Source organism: Paenibacillus sp. OSY-SE (assembly GCF_000283315.1).
GTDB classification, from domain to species: Bacteria; Bacillota; Bacilli; order Paenibacillales; family Paenibacillaceae; genus Paenibacillus_B; species Paenibacillus_B profundus.
Genome location: NZ_ALKF01000157.1, coordinates 26,494 through 46,481, shown reverse-complemented (window position 1 = coordinate 46,481; position 19,988 = coordinate 26,494). Strand labels below are relative to the sequence as shown.

Here is a 19,988-nt window from a genome sequence, read left to right as displayed (position 1 = left end):
GAGTTTTGCTCCGCAAAACTTGCAAGGAGGAGCGGAGTGTAGGCGAGACTACATGAGCACTGGACTTCGAGAGTGAATGCAAGATTCGATGCCGAATGACAATTTGGGATGCTCCGTAATCAAAAGGGGACTTTTTGAATAACCTCTACTAGTACAAACACTTACTTTACACGCAAAGGGGAGAGGCGGATGTCGCGCAAAACATGGTCACAAGTCGGACAGCAGCTCTTTTTCATCGGCCCGGCGACATTCTTTTTTACACTAATTGTCGTCATTCCGTTCCTGCTTGGCATGTACTATTCCTTCACCGATTGGAATGGGGTATCGGGTACAGTTGCTTGGGTCGGATTGGATAACTTTACACAAATTTTTGCAAAAGACTCGGATTTTTTTCCGGCCTTCTGGTTTACGACCAAATTTACGATTGTGGGCGTCGTGCTGACGAACCTGCTAGGCTTCGGCCTCGCATATGTGCTCACGAAGCCGCTCAAGCTGCGCAACGCGCTGCGGACTATATTTTTTATGCCGAACGTAATCGGCGGTCTCTTGCTCGGGTTCATCTGGCAGTTCATCTTCGTCAAAGGCTTCTCGGCCATCGGCGATGCAACGGGAATTGGGTTCTTCAACCTTCCATGGCTCGGTGATGAGATTACCGCCTTCTGGGGCATCATTATCGTGTTCGTCTGGCAGACGGCCGGCTACCTGATGGTTATTTACATCGCCGCGATGACGAACGTGCCGAAGGATGTTATGGAGGCCGCGGAGATCGATGGCGCGACCCGTGGGCAGGTGCTGCGCCACGTTATCGTTCCGCTCATCATGCCGGCAGTGACGGTATGTTTATTCTTGGCTATTTCGTGGTCCTTTAAAATGTTCGACCTGAACTTGTCGCTCACGAAGGGCGGACCGTTCAAGTCGACGGAATCGGTTGCGTTGAACATTTACTTAGAAGCTTTCCAAAATAACCGCTACGGTCTCGGCACGGCGAAAGCGTTCTTGTTCTTTATCATCGTCGCTGTCATTACGCTTATCCAAGTACGCATCACGAAGAGCAAGGAGGTGGAGGTGTAATGGAATCAGGAAAAAAATACGGCGGCCGCACGTTTGTTACGGAAGTTGTCATGATTATCGTCGGATTAGTCTTTCTCGTTCCGTTCTACTTCCTGCTTGTGAACTCGGTGAAGTCGTTCGGCGATCTGCTGTCGAACGCCGCCAGCTGGCCGGCTGCGTTCGAATGGACCAACTACCAGCGGGCGTGGGAGATTACGAAGTTCCCGCAGGCGTTCTCGAATTCGTTTATCATTACGGCCGCAAGTATTTTGCTAATTGCGCTCTTGAGTGCGATGGCCGCTTACCGTATGGTTCGTCACAACAGTCGATTTAATAAGGCGCTGTTCATGATTTTTGTCGCCGCCATGGTCATTCCGTTTCAATCGATTATGATTCCGCTTGTGAAAGTTACGGGAATGATTCACTTGACAGACAGCATTGGCGGAATTATTATTTGTTACCTTGGCTTTGGCGCTCCGCTCTCGATCTTCCTCTTCCACGGATTTGTGAAATCTGTGCCAGTAGAAATTGAGGAAGCGGCGGTAGTGGACGGATGCTCGCCGTATGCCGTATTCTGGCGCGTCGTGTTTCCGCTTTTGAAGCCCATGTTCGTTACGGTTGTCATCCTGAACAGCTTATGGATTTGGAACGACTATCTGCTGCCGTCCTTGATGCTGCAAAGCGCAGAGCATCGCACGATTCCGCTCGCGACATACGCATTCTTCGGACAATATACGAAGCAGTGGGACTTGGCGCTGCCAGCGCTCGTGCTTGGAATTGCTCCGATCGTCGCCTTCTTCCTCGCGATGCAGAAATATATTATCGAAGGGATTACGGCAGGCTCTGTAAAAGGATAATAAGATGTACACATTCGAACAGGTGGCTACAGAGGTCAATGAATTCCACCTGTTCGGTCAATTCTCTCGGTGTAAACGTTTGCACGAAGGAAGCTATACTGAGCTTGTAACACAATAGAAGAAAAGGAATGTTCAAAGAAAGAATGCAGCGTTCCGAAAATAATATCAGAATCAGAAGATTAGCATGTCAACAATGAAGCAACATCGTTACGTACACAGATAGGGAGGTCTTTCGAATGAAACGAATGGCAAAATGGTCAATGCTTATGCTGTTGGCAGTATCCGTCATGCTGGCGGGCTGCGGATCCAAGGAAAGCAGCTCTAGTGATGCAACGGGTTCGGCAGACGGTGATAAAGGAAAACAGGAAGTCAAAACAGTTAAAATATTTCAGTTCAAAGTTGAAATCGCAGAGGCGCTTAACCGCTTGAAGGCGGAATTTGAGAAAGAGCATCCGAATATTAAGCTGGACATTCAGACTGTCGGCGGCGGTGCCGATTATGGCGCAGCGCTGAAAGCTAAATTCGCGGCCAATGACGCGCCGGACATTTTCAATAACGGCGGTTTCCAAGAGATGGAGACGTGGATGGAGCACTTGGAAGACATGTCGGGCGAGGCGTGGGTGAAGGATGTCATTCCGCTCGCGAAAGAACCGATGACGAAGGACGGAAAGCTGTACGGCATGCCGATGAACCTGGAAGGCTATGGCTTCATTTATAATAAAGATTTATTCCAAAAAGCTGGAATTACGGAGCTGCCAAAGACGTTGTCGCAGCTGGATGCAGCAGCGAAGAAGCTGCAGGACGCTGGCATCACACCTTTCGCGAACGGGTATCAGGAATGGTGGATTCTAGGTATTCACACCTTGAACGTGGCTTTTGCGCAACAACAACCGGATCCGAATGCCTTCATCCAGGGCTTGAATGATGGAAGCGCGAAGTTCAAAGGGAATGCAGAATTTGAAAATTGGGTGAAAATGCTTGATTTGACCGCTAAATACGGTAACAAAAATCCGCTCACGACAGACTATAATACGCAAGTTACGCTGTTCGCAAAAGGCGAAACGGCGATGATGCAGCAAGGCAACTGGACGCAGGTGCAAATCGATGGCATTAATCCTGACTTGAATTTGGGTGTGCTGCCAATGCCGATTGATGAGGATGCCGCGAAGAACGACAAGCTTTTGGTCGGCGTTCCGAACAACTGGGTCGTGAACAAAAATTCGAAGGTGAAAGAGGAAGCGAAGACATTCCTGAATTGGATGGTCACTTCCGACATCGGTAAGGAATATATTGCGAAGCAGTTCAAATTCATTCCGGCGATGACGACGATTACGGCGACAGCAGACGATCTCGGCGATATTGCGGCTGATGTGATGAAGTACAGCCAAGAGAACAAGGTGCTTAGCTGGAACTGGTTCAAATATCCGGACGGCGCCACGCAAGAGTTCGGTAATGCCATCCAGGCTTACATCGCAGGCAAGTCGGACAATGGCAAGATGCTGGACGACTTCCAAAAAGCTTGGGACAATTTGAAAAAATAACTATTTTTAATGCATGTGGCCTCTACGTTGCGTAGGGGCCACTGTTCGATCATGGCGCTGACAGTCCAGCGCGTAGGCTGCGGATTGGCGCTTCCTAATGTGTGGCAAACGTTTATACTAGGGGTGAAGGAGATGATGATGCATGGCGAAGATTCTGTATATATTTCCTCACCCCGACGATGAATCGTTCGGTCCGGCAGGCCCGATTCATGCCCAGCGCCAAGCGGGGCATGAAGTGTACTTGCTCACCTTGACGAAGGGCGGCGCCACCTCGCAGCGCCACAAGCTCGGCCTCACTATCGAAGAGATGGGCGAGGTCCGCTACCGGGAAATGATCGAGGTGGCGAAGACGCTCGACTTGACGGAGATGACGGTGCTCGACCTGCCCGACAGCGGGCTGCAGGACATCGATCCCCGCATCGTCGAGCGCGCGGCGGCTGACGCCATTCGTCGCCTCCAGCCGGACGTCGTGGTCACCTACGCCGTTCATGGCATGAGCGGCTTCCACGATCATCTCGTCACGCACGCAGCCGTGAAGCGCGTCTTCCTGGAGCTGCGCGACGAAGGGGCGGCGCCGCTGAAGCGCCTCGCATTCCTCGCGATGCCCGATCCGGGCGGAGCGAGCATGAACGCGGACGGCACGTTCCGCTTCAAGCTGTCGGCGCCCGAGCGTATCGATGTCGTGCAGAAGCTTAGCGCCGCCGATATCGACGCGATGGAGCGCGCTCTGGCCTGCTATATGACGTATCAGTCCACGATAGCAGGCACACGTGTCGTTGAGCGCATCGGCGACACCGTCTATTTCGAACTATTCGGCGAAGATTTCAATCCGCCACTGGGCTCGCTTACGGAACATTTCAAATGAGCGATCTATACAGTCCACATACTGATTGAACGGCTAAGCGGTATGCGGACTGTATTTTGTAACGTGGATCTGGCTATATTCATCGCTTGCTGTGGAATGAGTGTGGATGAGCCGACTAAATCCGTAGCCCGGTCAATCGGTGTGGACCTGATTGATGCGGATTTCCTCTTCTGTTTGCGCATTTCATTGCGCATCTCCAAACTAGCAAACTAGCATTCGTGGTTCCTCAACCCTGTTCGATTCCCCCTTTTGTTCACTCTCCCCATGATTCAGATTGCGTAATGAATGGCATTCAGAATGGCAGCCCCTTTCCTCTTCGAATGAGAATAGATTGTCGGGTACTCAGCAAATGGTCCTTATGTCCATTCTCCCAAATCGTCAGGAGGGATGACGAGGGGGACGAGTCCCTGCCGATTCGTATATACCATGCCAGGCAGAGGTCGCTCATAATGACAGATAACTAGAGCCGTCGTTGAGTGTGCGGCCCCCTGAAGGATGGGGAGAATGAAGCAAAGGGGCGGATGAAGTGGAGCACCGTACGTCTGAAGCGTGATTGCACGAACAGAATATTTCGTTCATGAAGAAGAGTCAATGTATTCAATATGGTTAATGATTAAGGGGGCTAATCCTAGGATATCTAACACGCAATGAATTCCATTTATTTCAATATAACCTTGGTCCGATCCGGTGTCTAATCTACCAGAATACTCCTTCCTATCCTGGATTACGACGAATAAAGGTTGCGTGGACAGCAGAACGATATGTCGGCTGTCTTTTTGTTTGTGTTCAGTTTGGGATTCACTATGAATTCTTGTATCATAAATAAAATGGGATTCATAAATCCATATTGCCATCTACACAGCAAGGAGATACTAGATGAACATATTGATTGCGGATGACGAGCCGCATATGTTGAACATTATAAAAGCATATTTCGACCGGGAAGGCTTCCGGACTTATATTGCCGCAGACGGCGAGGCCGCGTTGAATGTGTTCTACAGCGAAGCTATCGATTTGGCTGTTCTCGATTGGATGATGCCGAAGGTGAGCGGCATTGACATATGCAAGGAGATGAAGCAGCGCAGCGGCGCGAAGGTGCTGCTGCTTACAGCCAAAGGTGAGGCGGAAGATGAGCTTAAAGCGCTGCAGTCTGGGGCGGACGACTATGTGCGCAAGCCGTTCGATCCGCGCATTCTGATGCTGCGGGCCAAAAAGCTGCTTCAAGTCGAGGACGGCGTCTGCTTAGGCAATCTGACCGTAGACATGCAGGGTTACAAAATATATAAGGGCGGAACGGACATTCAGGCGACGAACAAGGAATTCCTGCTTCTAAAGACGTTTATTGAACATAAAGGCCGTATTTTAACGCGGCAAACCTTGCTTGACCAAGTATGGGGCTTCGATTACTTCGGCGATGACCGTACGGTCGACACCCACATACGCAGGCTGCGCGAGAAGATAGGAGAGCATTTCATCAAGACGCATCGTGGAGTGGGATACAGTCTCGAGGTGCCCAAGGAGACGATGGAAGACGATGAATAAGCTGAGCCGCAAGCTATTTGTCCGCTTTTCGCTCATCGTTGGCCTGATGGTGGTGCTGACCTATCTGGCCAATACGTTTTTGCTGCCCAAATATTATTTGCATCAGAAGAAGGCCAACCTAGCTGAGCTGACGGCGATGCTCGATAAGATGGAAGAAAATGAACTGTTGTCAGATATCCGACGGCTGGAACAAGCTTATGGTGTAACGATCGTGCATGTCCCGTTCATGATGCACATTGACGAGCTGAATGAAAATGTAAAGCTTGCGCTCGGCCGCAAAGGCATTACGCTCAGCAAGTTCTGGATTACGGATGACACTGTGGCGAAGCTAGCGCAGCAAGAAATGGTTCACAAAATATACAGTCAAGCGAAGCTGAAATCGAGCTTTCTCGTCACGTTCATGAATAAGGAGAACGAGCTGTACGCGATAGGGGAGTCGGTCGCCCATTCCGATGAGACGCTCCAGATCGTCAATCGGTTCGCCTTGTTCATCTCTGCCGGGGCGCTGCTCGTGACCTTGCTGCTGTCAGCCTGGTCGGCAAGGCGGATTCTTCGGCCACTTGCCGAGCTGAAGGAGACGGCCGAGGATATTGCCGAGTTATCGTTCCGCAAGGCTGATATCCAGACCGGTGACGAGATTGAATCGTTAGCGGCAAGTGTCAATGCGATGAGCGACAAGCTGGAGCGGGCGCATCGGGAGCTGCACAGCCGCAATGAGAATCTGCGTGGCTTCATCTCCGACATCTCGCATGAGCTCAAAACACCGCTCGCGCTAATCAAGGCATATGCGGCAGGCATAAAGGATGGTTTAGACGATGGAACCTACACCACGGTAATCGAGAATCAGGCTGACGATATGACACGGCTCGTGGAGCGCTTGTTAGAGCTGTCCAGACTTCAAGCCGAGACCTATCAAATGACTTCATTTGATTTTATGGAGCTGTTGGCAGAGACGGTAGGCAAATACCGTGCAGCCATGACGCAGCAAGGCTTGACGGTTGCAGTAGACGACGGCGGCATACGCCAGGTGCACGTAATAGCCGATCGCGCCAAAATAGAGATCGTGCTGAACAACTTGATTACGAATGCGATCAAATATGCTTCAGGCACGGATATTCACATTACGGTGCGGCTGCAGGACTCACGCTTCACATTCAGTATCCAAAACAGCACCGGCGAGTGGAGCGAAGCTGAGCTGGAGCGAATCTGGGAGCCGTTCAGCGTGGCGGAACGATCACGCAGCAAGCAGCTGAGCGGAACCGGACTTGGCCTGTCGCTCGTCAGAACCATTATGCAGAAGCACGATGCGCCATACGGTGTCCGCGCTTCGGAAGGCATGATTGAATTTTATTTTACTCTTCCTGTCACATTGGCGTAACAGAGAACGGCTATGATGATGCATGCATTCAGTATCAGTACAGGAGGCATGCACACATGAGAAAAACATTACTATCCATATTGGCGGCCGTCATGGCTTTGAGTATGTTCACCGGCTGCAGCGGACAGGAAGCCGTTAAGGCAGAGGCAGCTTCGCAGGTTGCCAAGACGGTCAAGGCGCCTTACAGCGACTTTACGTATGAGGTGGACCCGGCAACGTTCGATATCGTGATCGACAGAGACGGAGTGAAGGAGCATGCGTCCGTGCCCATGAAGCGGCGCAACTTCACCGAATTGAAGAAAGAAGCCGATCGCATGGAATGGACGTATCCCGAAGAACAGGTGAAGGTAATCATCGAAAAAAAGGAGGACTATCTCAACATTCGCATTCAATCGATTGGTGCGGAACAATTCGCATGGCCAACCGTACAGGCGGACAGTTATATGCTCCCGTTGTGGGAAGGCAAACGAATTCCGAGCAGCGACCCGAATTGGAAGCAATTTTTGCAGGATGAGACGTTCACGTGGAGCGAGTCGTTCTCGATGAACTTTATGGCCATGAATATGAAGCATTACGCGCTCCTCTATATAGTCGAGAATCCGTTCAACAACGAGGTCTCGTTCGACACAGAATCGAACATTGGCATGACGTTCTCCCATGAGTTTCCTTCCATTAATCCGAAAAAGGAATATGGGTTCAGGCTCTATGTGACGAACAATGATCCTGTCGCTATAGCGAAGCTGTACCGGGGGTATGTGCAGGAGAAGCAGGGCTTCAAGACGCTGGCCGAGAAGGCGCAGGACAATCCAGAAATCAAGAAGCTGTACGGGGCGCCGCATATTTATATGTGGAACAATCAGTTGCTGACGGATAGCAACATTCGTTGGCAAGCGATGAAAAAGAAGCTGAATGACCCGATCTGGACGTGGATTGCGGAACTCGCGGATCGTTACACCGAGGATGGCGCGCAGGAGTTGAACAGTGTGCTGCAAGAGGTGAAGAAGGAGTCGCTGAACGCCTATCACAAGCGTGTCATCGTGAAGGCGCTGAATCAGGTGATAAAGCTGGAGCAGCTGTACCGTCCCGACCGGTTTCAGTCGGCAGATGCTGCGTTGCTTAAGACAATTGCCGATGGCGTGGACAAGCTGAGTGAGCAGAAGCTGTATGCGTTCAACAAGAACCTGCTGAAGAGCGCATTCCAGGAAGCGGTCGACGATCCTTCGGAGTGGGGGCGTGACCATTCGACGGAGCTGGTGGAGGACATGCATCAAGCGGGAATTGCGAAGGCGTGGATTGGTCTGCCGAACTGGGCAGATGGGCTAATGAATCCGGCTTTTGTCGAGAAGGCTGCCAAGCTAGGTTACTTGATTGGACCGTACGATTCCTATCACTCCATTCAGAAACAGGAAAATAAAGATTGGAATACGGCTTATTTTTCAGATAACTCACTCTATGAACAAGCGACCATCACGAACGAGAAAGGCAAAAAAATCGGCGGCTTCCTTAATCGGGGGCGCAAGCTGAATCCTGCCTTATCGCTTCCGAGCGTGAAGCAGCGCGTGGATAGTATTTTGCAGGACGGCATCATGTATAACTCTTGGTTCATCGATTGTGACGCGACAGGGGAAATATATGACGACTATTCACCGGGGCATGTGACGACGCAGGAGCAGGATATGGATGCGCGTCTCGAACGGATGGATTATATCGCGAAGGAGAAGCATATGGTCATCGGCTCAGAAGGCGGGAATGACTTTGCAAGCAGGGTTATCGCTTTTGCCCATGGCTTGGAGACGCCGGTCATTAAGTGGAGCGACAAGGATATGCGGGAAGACAAGAACAGCCCATATTATGTAGGCGCATATTGGTCAGCGCAGGGCGGCATTCCTGAACGGTATGCGAAGCAGGTTCCGATCAAGGAGCTGTATCAACATGTTTATGTTGACCCGGCGTATACATTGCCGCTGTTCAAGCTAGTCTACAACGATTCGGTGATAACGACCCATCATTGGGAGTGGGGCAGTCTCAAAATTAAGGACGAGGCCGCCGAACGCATGCTGTATGAGTTGCTGTACAACGTGCCTCCGCTCTATCATCTCGATAAGGAAGAATGGGAGAGCCATAAAAAGATGATCACAGATTACTTGGCGGTATGGTCGCCCTTCCATGCCAAGGCTGTGACGAAGGAGATGACAGCGTTCCAGGTGCTGTCCCCAGATCGGTTGGTGCAGTCCGCAGAGTACGGCTCCGATCTGAAAGTGGTCGCCAATTTCTCGGACAAGGATGCAGTATACGGAAATGACACCGTCAAGGCGAAATCCGCCGTCATTTATGAAGGAGATAAGCAAACTGTGTTCAACGCCGCCTCAGCTGTACGTCAACGATGATGCCACAACGATAATATACAGGCTGTCTCATTCGTCTTTCAAGACGGTGAGACGGCTTTTTTTTATTTCGATAATGCAGTACCGCATGTGTGACTGGGAAAAGCCCACAACAGCCGAGGAAATATTACACGCGGCCGAGGAGTTGTGGGTGCAGGAGGAACGGGAGTTTGCCTATATCGCGATGGGATTGCTCGAAGGCGGAGTGAAGTTTTTCGATTTATCACATATACATCGAATAGAGCGCTTTATCGTGGCGAATTCGTGGTGGGACACCGCAGACGGATTGGCGACATGTACGGTGGGGGGAGTGATGAGCCGTTACCCGGACGCTTGGGCAGCGCGCGCCGAGCGTTGGATAACATCCAATAACATGTGACTTAACCGCACGGGCATCTTGTTCCAACTCAAGTACAAAAGCAAGACAGATACCGGTCTGCTTAGGCGGGCCATCGAGGCGCATCATAACTATAAGGAGTTTTTTCTTCAGAAGGCTATTGGTTGGGTGCTGCGTGAATATGCGAAGACGAATTCGGAATAGGTGCTGGCTTATGTGGAGGAGCATGATCTGATGCCGCTTAGCCGGCGGGAAGCTCTGAGAAGGTTGAATGTGAACCATGAAACAAAATAGGACCTGATTGGCGACGGAAGCGTCAGCGCGAAAAAAAGGGTTGACGATAACCGTCCCCGTTTCTATAATACCTATTAAACAAGTAGGAATTATAAGACAAACATGCGGAGGGGCATAACCATGAAGGAACAATCTTGGATTACTCTGCAGGACTGGAACGTCTATGCGAGTTGGGGAGCTGCATTGCTGCTCGTTATCGTACTCTGGTGGCTCGCTAAACAGAAAGTCGGCTTCGGACTTCGAGTGCTGCTGGCAATGGCATTCGGTTTGACGCTTGGAGCCATATTCGGACCTGCTTCTGCGGACATCAGCATTTTGGGATCAATCTATGTCAGCCTCATTAAAATGGTCGTTATGCCGCTCGTCTTTGCGACCATTATTACGAGCATCACCTCGGTCAAAGACCCGAACGTGCTGAAGAAGCTCGGAACGAAGACCATTGCGCTCTTTCTTATTACGACCGCGATAGCCGCCGTCATTGGTCTCGGCACGGCGTTGGTCATCGACCCAGGCTCTGGCATCGCGCAAAGTACGGAAGCGGCGCAAAACTTTGAACAACGCGAAATTCCGACATTCAAGCAAGTGCTGCTCGACTTGGTTCCGTCCAATCCGGTGAATGAGATGGCTCAGGGAAAAGTAGTCCCGGTTATCATTTTCGCTGCCTTTATTGCAGTTGCGATTACGTTAGAAGGGCTGCGCAATCCGGATAGGGTACAGCCGATGAGAGCCTTCTTCCAATCCTTTTCACATATTATGTTCCGTGTCACGAAGTTTGTTATTAAGCTTACACCATATGGAGTACTCGGATTAATGACGGCGATGTCAGCCAAGTATGGATTATCAACGCTGAAAGAATTGGCTTGGTTCATTATCGCGGTGTATGTCGCGTGCTTGATTCATATGATCGTGACGTTCGGATCGCTGGTCACCTTCGGTGCCCGCGTCAACCCGATTCGCTTCTTCAAGAAGGCTTATCCGACGATGGCGGTCGCCTTTACGACCCGCAGCAGCTATGCGACGCTGCCAGTGAATTTGGAAGTCATTACGAAGCGGATGAAGGTGTCCGAACGAATTGCGAGCTTCGTTGCTCCGCTCGGTGCCACGATTAACATGAATGGCTGCGGGGGCATTTATCCAGCGATTGTGGCCGTGTTCATCGCCCGCGTGTATGGCATCGACTTGAACATTGCCGATTACTTGCTCATCATCGGTGCAGCGACAATCGCTTCTGTCGGTGTTGCGGGCGTACCTGGCCCGGCTTCGATCTCGACGACGGTTGTCTTAGTTCAAGCGGGACTTCCGCTAGAGGGGTTTGCGCTCGTGCTTGGTGTAGACGCTATTGTCGATATGGCGCGCACGGCAGTGAACGCGACTGGAACGACGGTAGCTTCTCTGTTGGTCGGAAAGAGCGAAGGAGAGTTCGACCGTGAAGCTTTCAATCGCGATGCGGACGATGACATCGAATATGGCCATGACACTTCTGTCGATAAAGGTGCCGTTACGGTATAATGACGATGGAAATACACCTCCCTAAATCGCAGGCAACGATTTAGAGGAGGTGTATTTTGTATGGAGCAATTGTTCCTGCTGCTGGATTCGGCATCTACTTTCGGCGGAGCTGAGATGGCGATACAGTTGCTTATGAGCTCGCCTCCCTTTGATAGAATCTATTACAAGATATGCAGTCAAATATAGATAATATTGTTGCTTTATCATTGCTGTGCGCCTATTCGTAATAGACTATGAATTACGATATAATAGACTCTCAGTCTATCAATACGAGACTGGGAGAGGGGAATATGACATGAGCCAGAACGGAATGGCGGCCAAGTGTATCGTCTTTGCTATGGGCACGGCGATATTGCTCAGCGGCTGTCAGGCGGCTGACAACAAAGCTGCGGAAGGAACTTCTGCACAATCCGGACAAGAACAGGTTAATCCGGCACTGACGCCGTCACAAAATAAGGAACAAGGAAATGAAAATGATACCGATTCTGGAGAAAACGTTTCGAACGAAACGGAGCAGGATGCGGTGGCCCAAATGAAATCCCAGTATGCGTTAGCGGCTACGACGGAAGAGACGGATGGGAAAGCGGTCGTTACGAACGCGGACTCCACTATGGTCGTGGTGAACAAACAACGCTATTTGCCAGATGGATACGAGCCATCTGATTTAGTTGAACCGAATGTGAAGTTCTCTTTTGCAGAAGAGCATGAGAAGCGGCACCTCCGCAAGGAAGCAGCCGATGCATTAGAGTCGTTATTTGCCCAGGCGGAACAGGATGGCATTACGCTCAATGCGGTATCCGGTTATCGTTCCTATAAGCGGCAGAAGTCGCTCTTTAATCACTATGTGGACACGCAGGGTGAAGAATACGCCTCTCGTGTAAGTGCCATTCCGGGAACGAGCGAGCATCAGACGGGGTTGGCGATTGACGTGTCCAGTCCGAGCGTAAATAACGTATTGGAAGAAGAGTTCGGTGATTCGACAGAAGGGAAGTGGCTCGCCGAGCATGCGCATGAATTCGGATTTATTATTCGTTATCCGAAGGATGGGGAGGGCATTACCGGTTATGTGTACGAGCCTTGGCACATCCGCTATGTAGGCAAGGACGCTGCAGAAGAGATTTATAAGCAGGGAACGACGCTGGAGCAGTTTTTGCAATAATTTTTCGGTTATATTCATTTCGATAATATGAGAGCCCGAAGCTTAGCGGACAAAGCTAGCTTCGGGCTCTTCTGATATGAATCGGGCCGGAGCGGCTTCACTTTGTGCAAGTGCCGATTCATCTTAGCAGACACGGTTCATCCGGGAAGGACAAGGATGTATATCCGTCTCTACTTACGTATCATTCCTGTGTTCATCCGGTGTGAACTACGACTGAGCATCCGAGATTTCGTCGCGGCGCTCTTCGGCCAACCCTTCAATACTGGAACGGCGGCGTTCATTTTTTGCTTGAAGCGCTTCTCGTTCCGTTACACTGATTTCATCGGCATGCTCTGACAAATACTGATCAGTCTGATGCAGCTTCTGTACGGTATTGTCGATGACATGCTGTTGACGCACTGCGTTGTTTGCGCGGTTATCCGGCTTGGCCATGGCGTGGTCCTCCTTAGCATTCCAGAAATGATAACGATGGGACGCTGAAGACATGGGTAACCACGTGCTCCAGCGTCACGATTAAGTTATGTAATCCGTCCATTTTTTATCCAATCGCCTGGTAACCGGTTACACCGAATAATAGGTAATGACTAACCAAGTTGAGTGGTTCTCATGTAAACGTCTTGAATCATCTGGAATTGCGGATGGGGGATCTAGGAAATGCGTAGAGATTAGGACGTTAACGGAGGGCGTGTCGGTGTAGGTCTATAGGCGGACTCGGCATGTCTTATTTTACGAATGATTAGCTCCCCGGTCTGTTCCTTTACTTCCATCTCGAATGTATCCCCGTATTGAGCATGTAATTTGCTTAAAATTTCTTTGGGAAGAATAAGGCCGTAACTGTTTCCGATTCGCAGCAGCTTGCGTTTTTTCACAGCAATTCACCCGCTTTCTTCTTACTATCAGTTTGTATACCAGTACGAAAGTTATGTGTCAAGCGTTCCATATAAAAAAAGAGACGGTGCAAGCCGTTCGGGATGTATGTGACAACATTAGCGCGATAGGGGTAAAAAGCAGGGGAAATGGTGGAGACGCGCATGGCAACCCCTCCGTGACTACGGAGGGATTCCCATAACACGTCCCAGTAGAAAATAGAAAAGAGACTATTTTGCCTTCTCAATCGATAGTCCGCCCTGAATGCTCTGCACCCAATCTTCACTATTGTAAGACAGAATCTCTTTGCGGAGATCCAGCATTTTGCGATCCAGTTCATCGACAGCCTTGGCGGCCTCGGTCAATTCTTGGGTTACATGCGGTGGAACCTGCTGCTCGAACTTGTAGTAGATGATGTGCTCCATACTGGCCCAGAAATCCATCGCCAGCGTGCGCATTTGGATTTCTATATAAATCCAGCGCGTATCATCAAACAGTACGAGCGGAACTTGAACGATAACATGCAGACTCTGATATCCGTTCGGCTTCGGATTAGCGATATAATCCTTGATTTCTACGATGCGAATATCGTCACGTGTCTTCAAATGATCCAGAACCATGTAAATATCCTTGATAAAAGCGAACACGATGCGCATGCCAGCTACGTCATAAATTTGGTTAACGATGGAATCCAGCGTTAAAGGATAGCCCTTGCGCTGCAGCTTGCTGAAAATGCTGTTCGGCTCCTTCAGACGCGTCTTAATATGTTCGAATGGCGCATATCCGTTTCGTATTTTCCACTCGGCTTGAATGACTTTAATCTTCGTTTCCAATTCTTCTAGAGCTAATTGATACAATGTTGGCAGCTGCTTCACTTGCTCATACTGCTTCTTGATCATTTCTGTCATCGACATGTGTATCCCCTCAATTGGTACGGTATTGTAAATGCGATTATTTCTATACGTCCACCAGCAAGACATCTGTTCTATTTCTATTGTAACGGAAACAGGGTGCCTATTTCAAAGCCACGGCTTCTCCCCATGCCTCGCGCACGAATCGGCTGACTTCAGCCTTCTGTCCGTGTACGACGGCGGGGGAGCTGATATACAACCAATTCCTGGCCCGGGTGACCGCAACATAGGCTAACCGGCGCTCCTCTTCAAGCAGCGCTTCCTTCACCCCGTCTGGCGATATCGCTGCGGCGTGTGCCGAGGCCTGTCGGTCTGGAGGCGTCTCCTTGCGCAGCGCAGTGCGGTGAGGCAGAATGCCGTCTGAGGCGCCGATAAGGAACACTGCTGGAAATTCCAGCCCTTTGGCGCGATGAATCGTCATGAGCGTAATGACATCCTCCTGAGGGTCGGTGAAGCGACGTTCTGTACTACTCTGTCCTGCAGTCTTGTCGGACTGGAACGCCCGTTGAGCCGCATGCTCCGGATGCATCGCCAAGTATCGTTCCTTCAGAACGTCGATATGGCGAATGAAAGCGTCGATGGAATCAAAGCGTTGGGCGGAAGATTCAAGCTCTTCAAGCGTATCCGCCGCGCCCTCCTGATGAGCGGTAGCCTTCTCACCGGATAGGGTTGCCGTAAACTTATCGTAGAATTCGCGCCGCATCTCCCGGATGGCATGATGAGGCTTCATAGCAGCGAGCTTCTTAATCAGCTTGATGCGGGGTTTGATGGCGTCCCGCTGGAATTCGGCCAACTGCATCCAATATTGCAGATGGATGAGCGGATATTTCTTCGCTTTCTGTTGTTCGCCATCGCGGATAGCGCGCATTCCCGCCTCTCGTGATATATATAACGCAGCAACTGCGCTTTCCATAGCATTCATATTGCGCGGTTCCAAGGCGAGCCGTAAATGGTCGATCAACGGCCGCACCTGGCTATGATCGTAGAAGAGCGGCTCCGCGCCGAATTGGCGGAAGGGTAAGCCCTGCATCGTGAAATGCTCTACAAGCGCCCGGCTTGTGTTCGCGGTCCGGTACAGCACTGCGAAGTCACGCCAAGCATGCTGTCCATTCGCAACGGAGGCTTGTATCTGTCCCGCAATGCGCTGCGCTTCTTCCTCTGCGTCCCGTGGTCGAAGATAGAGAGGGGTGACCACCTCACTGCCTTCTGTTGAGCCATCCGTCATATTTTCCATGTGCTTGGTCTTTACATGCAACCCGACCGGAGTGCGCATAAGCTTAGGCAGACGTTCCTGATTGCAAGCGATAATGGCGTTCCCGAGCCCGACGATGGGAGCGGTTGAACGGAAATTAATATTTAACGTAATCTGCTTTGCATCGGGATACCGTTTTTGAAAGCCGGTGATATAGTGGTGGCACGCCCCATTAAACGTATATATCGTCTGATCGTCATCACCGAACACCGCCAAGTTGCGATGCTCATCGGATAGAAGTTGAAGTAGTTCGTATTGAACAGGCGTCGTATCTTGAAACTCATCGGCCATTACATATTGAAAGCGGCGTCGCAGGCGTTGCAGCAAGTTCTTGTCTTCTTCCAGCAGGCGCAGCGTGTCCAGCAGCAAGTCGTCGAAGTCTTTGCCTCCTTGATTGTCTTTCTGTTCTTCGAAGCGGAGCATCGCCCGCTTCATATCCCGCTCACCGATATCCTGTGGGTGCCATTCCACTGGCAGGGTGCGGCGTGACTTCAATGAGGACAACGCGGCGAGCACGGTCTCCGCCTGCATCTGATCATGAAGTCCGAGCTCCCGGAGCACACGCTTCATCATGCCGTGGCGCATCCGCTCTTCCGCCATCAGCTTGAATGGCGGGGCATACGCCTGCAGCAGCACGAGCGCGAAGGAATGGAAGGTGCGGGCTTGCACGCGCCGCGCCATGGCGGCAGTTACGCCGGGGAGCCGGGCAAGCCGCGTGCGCATTTCTTGTGCGGCTTTGCTCGTGAACGTAACCAGCCATAACGCCTCCGGCTTCACGCCCCGCACCGCCATAAGATAAGCCGCACGCGCCGTCAATACCGACGTCTTGCCGGAACCAGCACCGGCAAGACAGAGCAGCGGGCCCTCGTCGTGGCGTACGGCATGCCGCTGTGCTTCATGCAGATGGATTCCCTGTTGCGCAAGAGCGGTGAAGAACGAGTCATCGTTCCTTGTTCTCCCGTTCTTGTTCTGCGCGGCTGGGGCAACTTGATCGGCAGCAGGAATTGCGCGCTCCTTCAAGGCTCCGACGGGACGAGTGCGCCAATGGGATGCTGCCGGACTTGATGAAGTGGGAGTGGTCAATGTCGTGCATCTCCTTTATGATAGAAATATGCTAATAGAGGTTGTTCAAAAAGTTCCCTTTTGATCACGAAGCATCCTATGAAGTCACTCGACATCGAATCTTGCAATCACTCTTGAGGAGCTTATGCTTCCGAAGTATGTTTCCTTTGGAAACATTTCAGGTGCTCATGTAGTTGCCTACACAGCGCTTCCTCCTTCTTCGAGTTCTTACAACCTTCCCGGTGCTGAAAATTGACCTTTTTGAACTCGCGTTTATGTTAACTTGTTTCAATTCGGTGTGGAACGCCACGGCAGTGATCCGTATTGCAGCGGCAGTCTCTATTATAACTTGAGTGGGATCGGACATGGTATACATGTTTTTTTGCACGGATGCATACGTTGTTGTAGGACAATGGCAGTTTTGCGCAACATGTTGGCCCTAATACGCGTATCAAAAAAGGAAACATACATATCTCTTAAAGGGGTAAGGGGAAGTTTCGATTCATATCATCGAGTGTATATGTTTACAGGCATATGTAATTGAGTAGAGTGCCGAGAAGCTGTGTCAACTACGTGGTATGTGAAAGGAGGGGCTTTAAGATGAACCGCCTGATTCAAAAATTAAAAGAGGGTGCCTCCAAGGCATCGGAAAAAGCGCAAAATGTAATGGAAATCAATCGGATTCAAGCCCAAATTACGGCCCGTCGTAAGGAAATCGAGAGCAACATTTATAACATTGGAGAACTTGTATACGATGCTTATAAAAAGAATGATTTAACGATAGCCGAATCGGACATTATGGAGATCGGCAAATCCAATTTGGCGCTCGAAGAAGAGATCAAGCAGTTGGAATGGAAGACGAGTGAGCTTCGACATGAGAAGCGATGTGAATGCGGCGAGATCGCTCCGATTACTGCTAAATTCTGTTCTTCGTGCGGAAGTAAATTGCCTGAACCACCTGCTCCGCTCCTAGAGGAGGATGAGGAGCAGGAAGAATTGATTATACAAATGAAAAAGCCATCGTTCGTGGAGGTAGAAGATGACGAACGATATGAGCCTTTTTATTCGCAGGAGAAGGCATATCAAGCTCCCGATTTTGATGTGTACGAGGATGAACCGGAACGTTATACGTACAAATCATCCCATCCCCCCCAACCGAATGCGGAGAAGCCTCATTCGGCTGACATGGTCAAGCCTATGTACGAGGAAGCTCACAAAAAACGGGATCTGAATGTCACAGTAGGCGGCCGCCGTCTTCCCATTGGACCTGATGGGGAGCTGTCGATCCGTCGCTGTCCGAATTGCAACAGCTATGCGGATGTGGAAGCGAAATGGTGTGAACGCTGCGGTACGCCCTTTGTATAAGAGGAACGCTCTCTATTTAGAAGATTTATAATTGCTCAATTCGTTGATCAGAGGAGTCTGAGGCAGAGCATAAATGCTGCGGGGCTCCTCTTTTTGCATGATACAACCGACAATTTGCGACTTTTTTCGATGAAACTGGAAACGAACTGCGATACAATAGATGTTGGGGAAACGTTGGGTGGACAGCCTCGTACCCTGCTAAGAGAAAGACTCGCAAGGATTATAGGAGGCAGTCTTATGGAAGGACTCATTTTACATTTACGCTCGCTCGGATTTACGGAAATGGAAGCGAAGATTGTCGTCAGCCTATCCGAGCAAGGGGCGATGACTGGATATGAAGTAGCAAAGAAGTTAGGTGTGTCCCGGTCCAATGTGTATGCTGCATTGCAGAGGTTAGTCGATCAAGGGCTTATTTTGCATCAAGACGGCGAACCGTCTTATTACGCTGCATTGCAGCCCGAAGAACTTACGCGCATTTTAGCATCCCGGCTGGAGTCATCACTTCGCTATGTCAAGCATCATATGCCAGCTACCGAAGTGGATGAAACTTCCTTTTACAGTGTGGAAGGGGAGCGGGCCGTTAACGAAACGATCAAGCGGGCGCTTCACGAAGCAAAACGGGAAATTATCGTTGATGTATGGCCAGAAGAGGCCGCTGTGCTGAGGGAGGAACTGGAGCTGGCGGAGGCGCGCGGAGTGAAAGTGCTGTGGTCTATCGTCGATGCAGATGCGGAAGGAAGAAAGCTCATTCGGATGCAAGCGGGTACAGATGAATCCAGAATACAGAGTGAATCACGTCACTTCGCGTTCGTTATCGATCGCAAAGAAACGCTTATCGGTGCCCGTGGTGAAGGATTGGCCACCAAGGCGCTGCTGACGGAACATGACGCCGTGACAAATTTGGTGCTCGGCCGATTTGTACAGGACATCGTGCTATATGAATTGGAGCAGGAGATGGGACTGGATCTGAGGCGGACATTCGGAGAGCGATTTGAACATGTCATACACAAATATTTTGACTAATTGGCGACATTTGTGAAAGTTACAACAAGTTCCTGCAACGAAGGCAGATGTGCTCCGTAATATAGGATACAACACCAGCGTCGCTTTGCCAGGCCATGGCATATTGGAAATCAGTGTATGGTTTGCAAGGCTTTCGGATAAGCTATCGACTTATATAAATGTTCGAACAGCAACCTTAACTTTTTGAATATCCTCTTATATAGGAACCGAGCTAAGCGACAGTAATGAGGAGGACACGGAATGGAATGCATCGTACATTTTGAAGTCGTTCATCACGGCGCAGGGGATGTTGCTAAGCTTCGCGGCTTGGTCATGACACCTGAGGGAGAGAAACCATCCCCGCTTGATTTAGAGCAGATGTTCAGCTCCATGGGGTATGATGTTGCATGTGAGGATGAAGACAGCCTCGTGTTCCTGCCCCGTGGCGCAGGAAGCGATGTCGAGGAAATACGCGTCAAGAAACTTGATATGGGGGAGGAAACATTCACCCCGGACGCGCATCTGCGTGCCATTGCGGAACAGTTGATGAGCAAGCCGAATCGACCGATGTAACGTCGGACGTCATGCCCATAACATAAAGGCCTTCCACCTG

17 protein-coding genes and 1 pseudogene are annotated in these 19,988 nt (G+C 50.5%); 14 read left to right on the top strand and 4 right to left on the bottom strand.

Features of this window, described 5'->3' with window-relative positions:
* The first annotated feature begins 189 nt into the window (after positions 1–189).
* From A372_RS0106665 to A372_RS0106615, 11 genes and pseudogenes are all read left to right on the top strand, one after another.
* Complete coding sequence (locus A372_RS0106665) at positions 190–1,071, top strand: carbohydrate ABC transporter permease (protein ID WP_019420051.1); 882 nt, start codon at positions 190–192, stop codon at positions 1,069–1,071.
* Positions 1,071–1,907 carry a carbohydrate ABC transporter permease gene (locus A372_RS0106660; RefSeq protein ID WP_019420050.1) on the top strand — a complete coding sequence of 279 codons (837 nt, stop codon included), beginning with the start codon at positions 1,071–1,073 and terminating at the stop codon, positions 1,905–1,907. The genes A372_RS0106665 and A372_RS0106660 overlap by 1 nt, the downstream gene beginning before the upstream one ends.
* Positions 1,908–2,143: 236 nt before the next feature.
* Positions 2,144–3,448 (top strand): ABC transporter substrate-binding protein, encoded by a 1,305-nt coding sequence (locus tag A372_RS0106655; RefSeq protein ID WP_019420049.1) that lies wholly within the window; start codon positions 2,144–2,146, stop codon positions 3,446–3,448.
* Positions 3,449–3,590: 142 nt separating this feature from the next.
* Complete coding sequence (locus tag A372_RS0106650; RefSeq protein ID WP_019420048.1) at positions 3,591–4,313, top strand: PIG-L deacetylase family protein; 723 nt, start codon at positions 3,591–3,593, stop codon at positions 4,311–4,313.
* An 876-nt stretch (positions 4,314–5,189) separates the two neighbouring features.
* Positions 5,190–5,855, top strand: a complete 666-nt coding sequence (locus tag A372_RS0106645; RefSeq protein WP_019420047.1) for a response regulator transcription factor — start codon at positions 5,190–5,192, stop codon at positions 5,853–5,855.
* Positions 5,848–7,233: a sensor histidine kinase gene (locus tag A372_RS0106640; protein ID WP_019420046.1), complete on the top strand. Its 1,386-nt coding sequence runs from the start codon at positions 5,848–5,850 to the stop codon at positions 7,231–7,233. Before A372_RS0106645 ends, A372_RS0106640 begins: the two co-directional genes overlap by 8 nt.
* 56 nt (positions 7,234–7,289) lie before the next feature.
* Positions 7,290–9,620, top strand: a complete 2,331-nt coding sequence (locus tag A372_RS0106635) for a glycoside hydrolase (RefSeq protein WP_019420045.1) — start codon at positions 7,290–7,292, stop codon at positions 9,618–9,620.
* Positions 9,517–10,158: pseudogene (locus A372_RS38475) on the top strand (DNA alkylation repair protein). Before A372_RS0106635 ends, A372_RS38475 begins: the two are co-directional and overlap by 104 nt.
* Before the next feature lie 210 nt (positions 10,159–10,368).
* The gene (locus A372_RS0106625; protein ID WP_019420043.1) at positions 10,369–11,757 is read left to right on the top strand and encodes a dicarboxylate/amino acid:cation symporter; all 1,389 of its coding nucleotides are present in this window, start codon (positions 10,369–10,371) and stop codon (positions 11,755–11,757) included.
* Between the two features lie 60 nt (positions 11,758–11,817).
* A complete protein-coding gene (locus tag A372_RS39025) occupies positions 11,818–11,943 on the top strand; it encodes a hypothetical protein (protein ID WP_019420042.1) in 126 nt (41 codons plus the stop codon).
* Between the two features lie 109 nt (positions 11,944–12,052).
* Complete coding sequence (locus A372_RS0106615; RefSeq protein ID WP_019420041.1) at positions 12,053–12,916, top strand: M15 family metallopeptidase; 864 nt, start codon at positions 12,053–12,055, stop codon at positions 12,914–12,916.
* A gap of 207 nt (positions 12,917–13,123) precedes the next feature.
* Here A372_RS0106615 and A372_RS0106610 read toward each other — a convergent pair whose 3' ends face one another.
* The 4 genes from A372_RS0106610 to A372_RS0106590 all read right to left on the bottom strand — a co-directional run bounded on the left by A372_RS0106610 (position 13,124) and on the right by A372_RS0106590 (position 17,029).
* Entirely contained in the window at positions 13,124–13,348 is a 225-nt protein-coding gene (locus A372_RS0106610; protein WP_019420040.1) for a small acid-soluble spore protein Tlp, read from the bottom strand.
* Positions 13,349–13,581: 233 nt separating this feature from the next.
* On the bottom strand, positions 13,582–13,785 hold the full coding sequence (locus A372_RS33430) for an AbrB/MazE/SpoVT family DNA-binding domain-containing protein (RefSeq protein WP_019420039.1): 204 nt from the start codon (positions 13,783–13,785) through the stop codon (positions 13,582–13,584).
* A 228-nt stretch (positions 13,786–14,013) separates the two neighbouring features.
* A complete protein-coding gene (locus A372_RS0106595) occupies positions 14,014–14,697 on the bottom strand; it encodes a GTP pyrophosphokinase (RefSeq protein ID WP_019420037.1) in 684 nt (227 codons plus the stop codon).
* A gap of 100 nt (positions 14,698–14,797) precedes the next feature.
* A complete protein-coding gene (locus A372_RS0106590) occupies positions 14,798–17,029 on the bottom strand; it encodes an ATP-dependent helicase (protein WP_019420036.1) in 2,232 nt (743 codons plus the stop codon).
* A 579-nt stretch (positions 17,030–17,608) separates the two neighbouring features.
* Here A372_RS0106590 and A372_RS0106585 point away from each other — a divergent pair.
* The 3 genes from A372_RS0106585 (at position 17,609) to A372_RS0106575 (ending at position 19,948) form a co-directional block, all read left to right on the top strand.
* Complete coding sequence (locus A372_RS0106585; RefSeq protein WP_019420035.1) at positions 17,609–18,373, top strand: hypothetical protein; 765 nt, start codon at positions 17,609–17,611, stop codon at positions 18,371–18,373.
* 237 nt (positions 18,374–18,610) lie between these two features.
* Positions 18,611–19,396 (top strand): TrmB family transcriptional regulator, encoded by a 786-nt coding sequence (locus A372_RS0106580; RefSeq protein ID WP_019420034.1) that lies wholly within the window; start codon positions 18,611–18,613, stop codon positions 19,394–19,396.
* Positions 19,397–19,636: 240 nt separating this feature from the next.
* Positions 19,637–19,948: a hypothetical protein gene (locus A372_RS0106575; protein WP_019420033.1), complete on the top strand. Its 312-nt coding sequence runs from the start codon at positions 19,637–19,639 to the stop codon at positions 19,946–19,948.
* The last annotated feature ends 40 nt before the right edge of the window (positions 19,949–19,988 follow it).

Excerpts from the sequence above, each read along its gene's own strand:
- A372_RS0106595 (WP_019420037.1), bottom strand. The coding sequence starts at position 14,697 with ATGTCGATGACAGAAATGATCAAGAAGCAGTATGAGCAAGTGAAGCAG.
- A372_RS0106625 (WP_019420043.1), top strand. The coding sequence starts at position 10,369 with ATGAAGGAACAATCTTGGATTACTCTGCAGGACTGGAACGTCTATGCG.
- A372_RS0106585 (WP_019420035.1), top strand. The coding sequence starts at position 17,609 with ATGAACCGCCTGATTCAAAAATTAAAAGAGGGTGCCTCCAAGGCATCG.
- A372_RS0106665 (WP_019420051.1), top strand. The coding sequence starts at position 190 with ATGTCGCGCAAAACATGGTCACAAGTCGGACAGCAGCTCTTTTTCATC.
- A372_RS0106615 (WP_019420041.1), top strand. The coding sequence starts at position 12,053 with ATGAGCCAGAACGGAATGGCGGCCAAGTGTATCGTCTTTGCTATGGGC.
- A372_RS0106575 (WP_019420033.1), top strand. The coding sequence starts at position 19,637 with ATGGAATGCATCGTACATTTTGAAGTCGTTCATCACGGCGCAGGGGAT.
- A372_RS39025 (WP_019420042.1), top strand. The coding sequence starts at position 11,818 with ATGGAGCAATTGTTCCTGCTGCTGGATTCGGCATCTACTTTCGGCGGA.
- A372_RS0106640 (WP_019420046.1), top strand. The coding sequence starts at position 5,848 with ATGAATAAGCTGAGCCGCAAGCTATTTGTCCGCTTTTCGCTCATCGTT.
- A372_RS0106655 (WP_019420049.1), top strand. The coding sequence starts at position 2,144 with ATGAAACGAATGGCAAAATGGTCAATGCTTATGCTGTTGGCAGTATCC.
- A372_RS0106660 (WP_019420050.1), top strand. The coding sequence starts at position 1,071 with ATGGAATCAGGAAAAAAATACGGCGGCCGCACGTTTGTTACGGAAGTT.
- A372_RS0106580 (WP_019420034.1), top strand. The coding sequence starts at position 18,611 with ATGGAAGGACTCATTTTACATTTACGCTCGCTCGGATTTACGGAAATG.
- A372_RS0106635 (WP_019420045.1), top strand. The coding sequence starts at position 7,290 with ATGAGAAAAACATTACTATCCATATTGGCGGCCGTCATGGCTTTGAGT.
- A372_RS0106650 (WP_019420048.1), top strand. The coding sequence starts at position 3,591 with ATGGCGAAGATTCTGTATATATTTCCTCACCCCGACGATGAATCGTTC.
- A372_RS0106610 (WP_019420040.1), bottom strand. The coding sequence starts at position 13,348 with ATGGCCAAGCCGGATAACCGCGCAAACAACGCAGTGCGTCAACAGCAT.
- A372_RS0106645 (WP_019420047.1), top strand. The coding sequence starts at position 5,190 with ATGAACATATTGATTGCGGATGACGAGCCGCATATGTTGAACATTATA.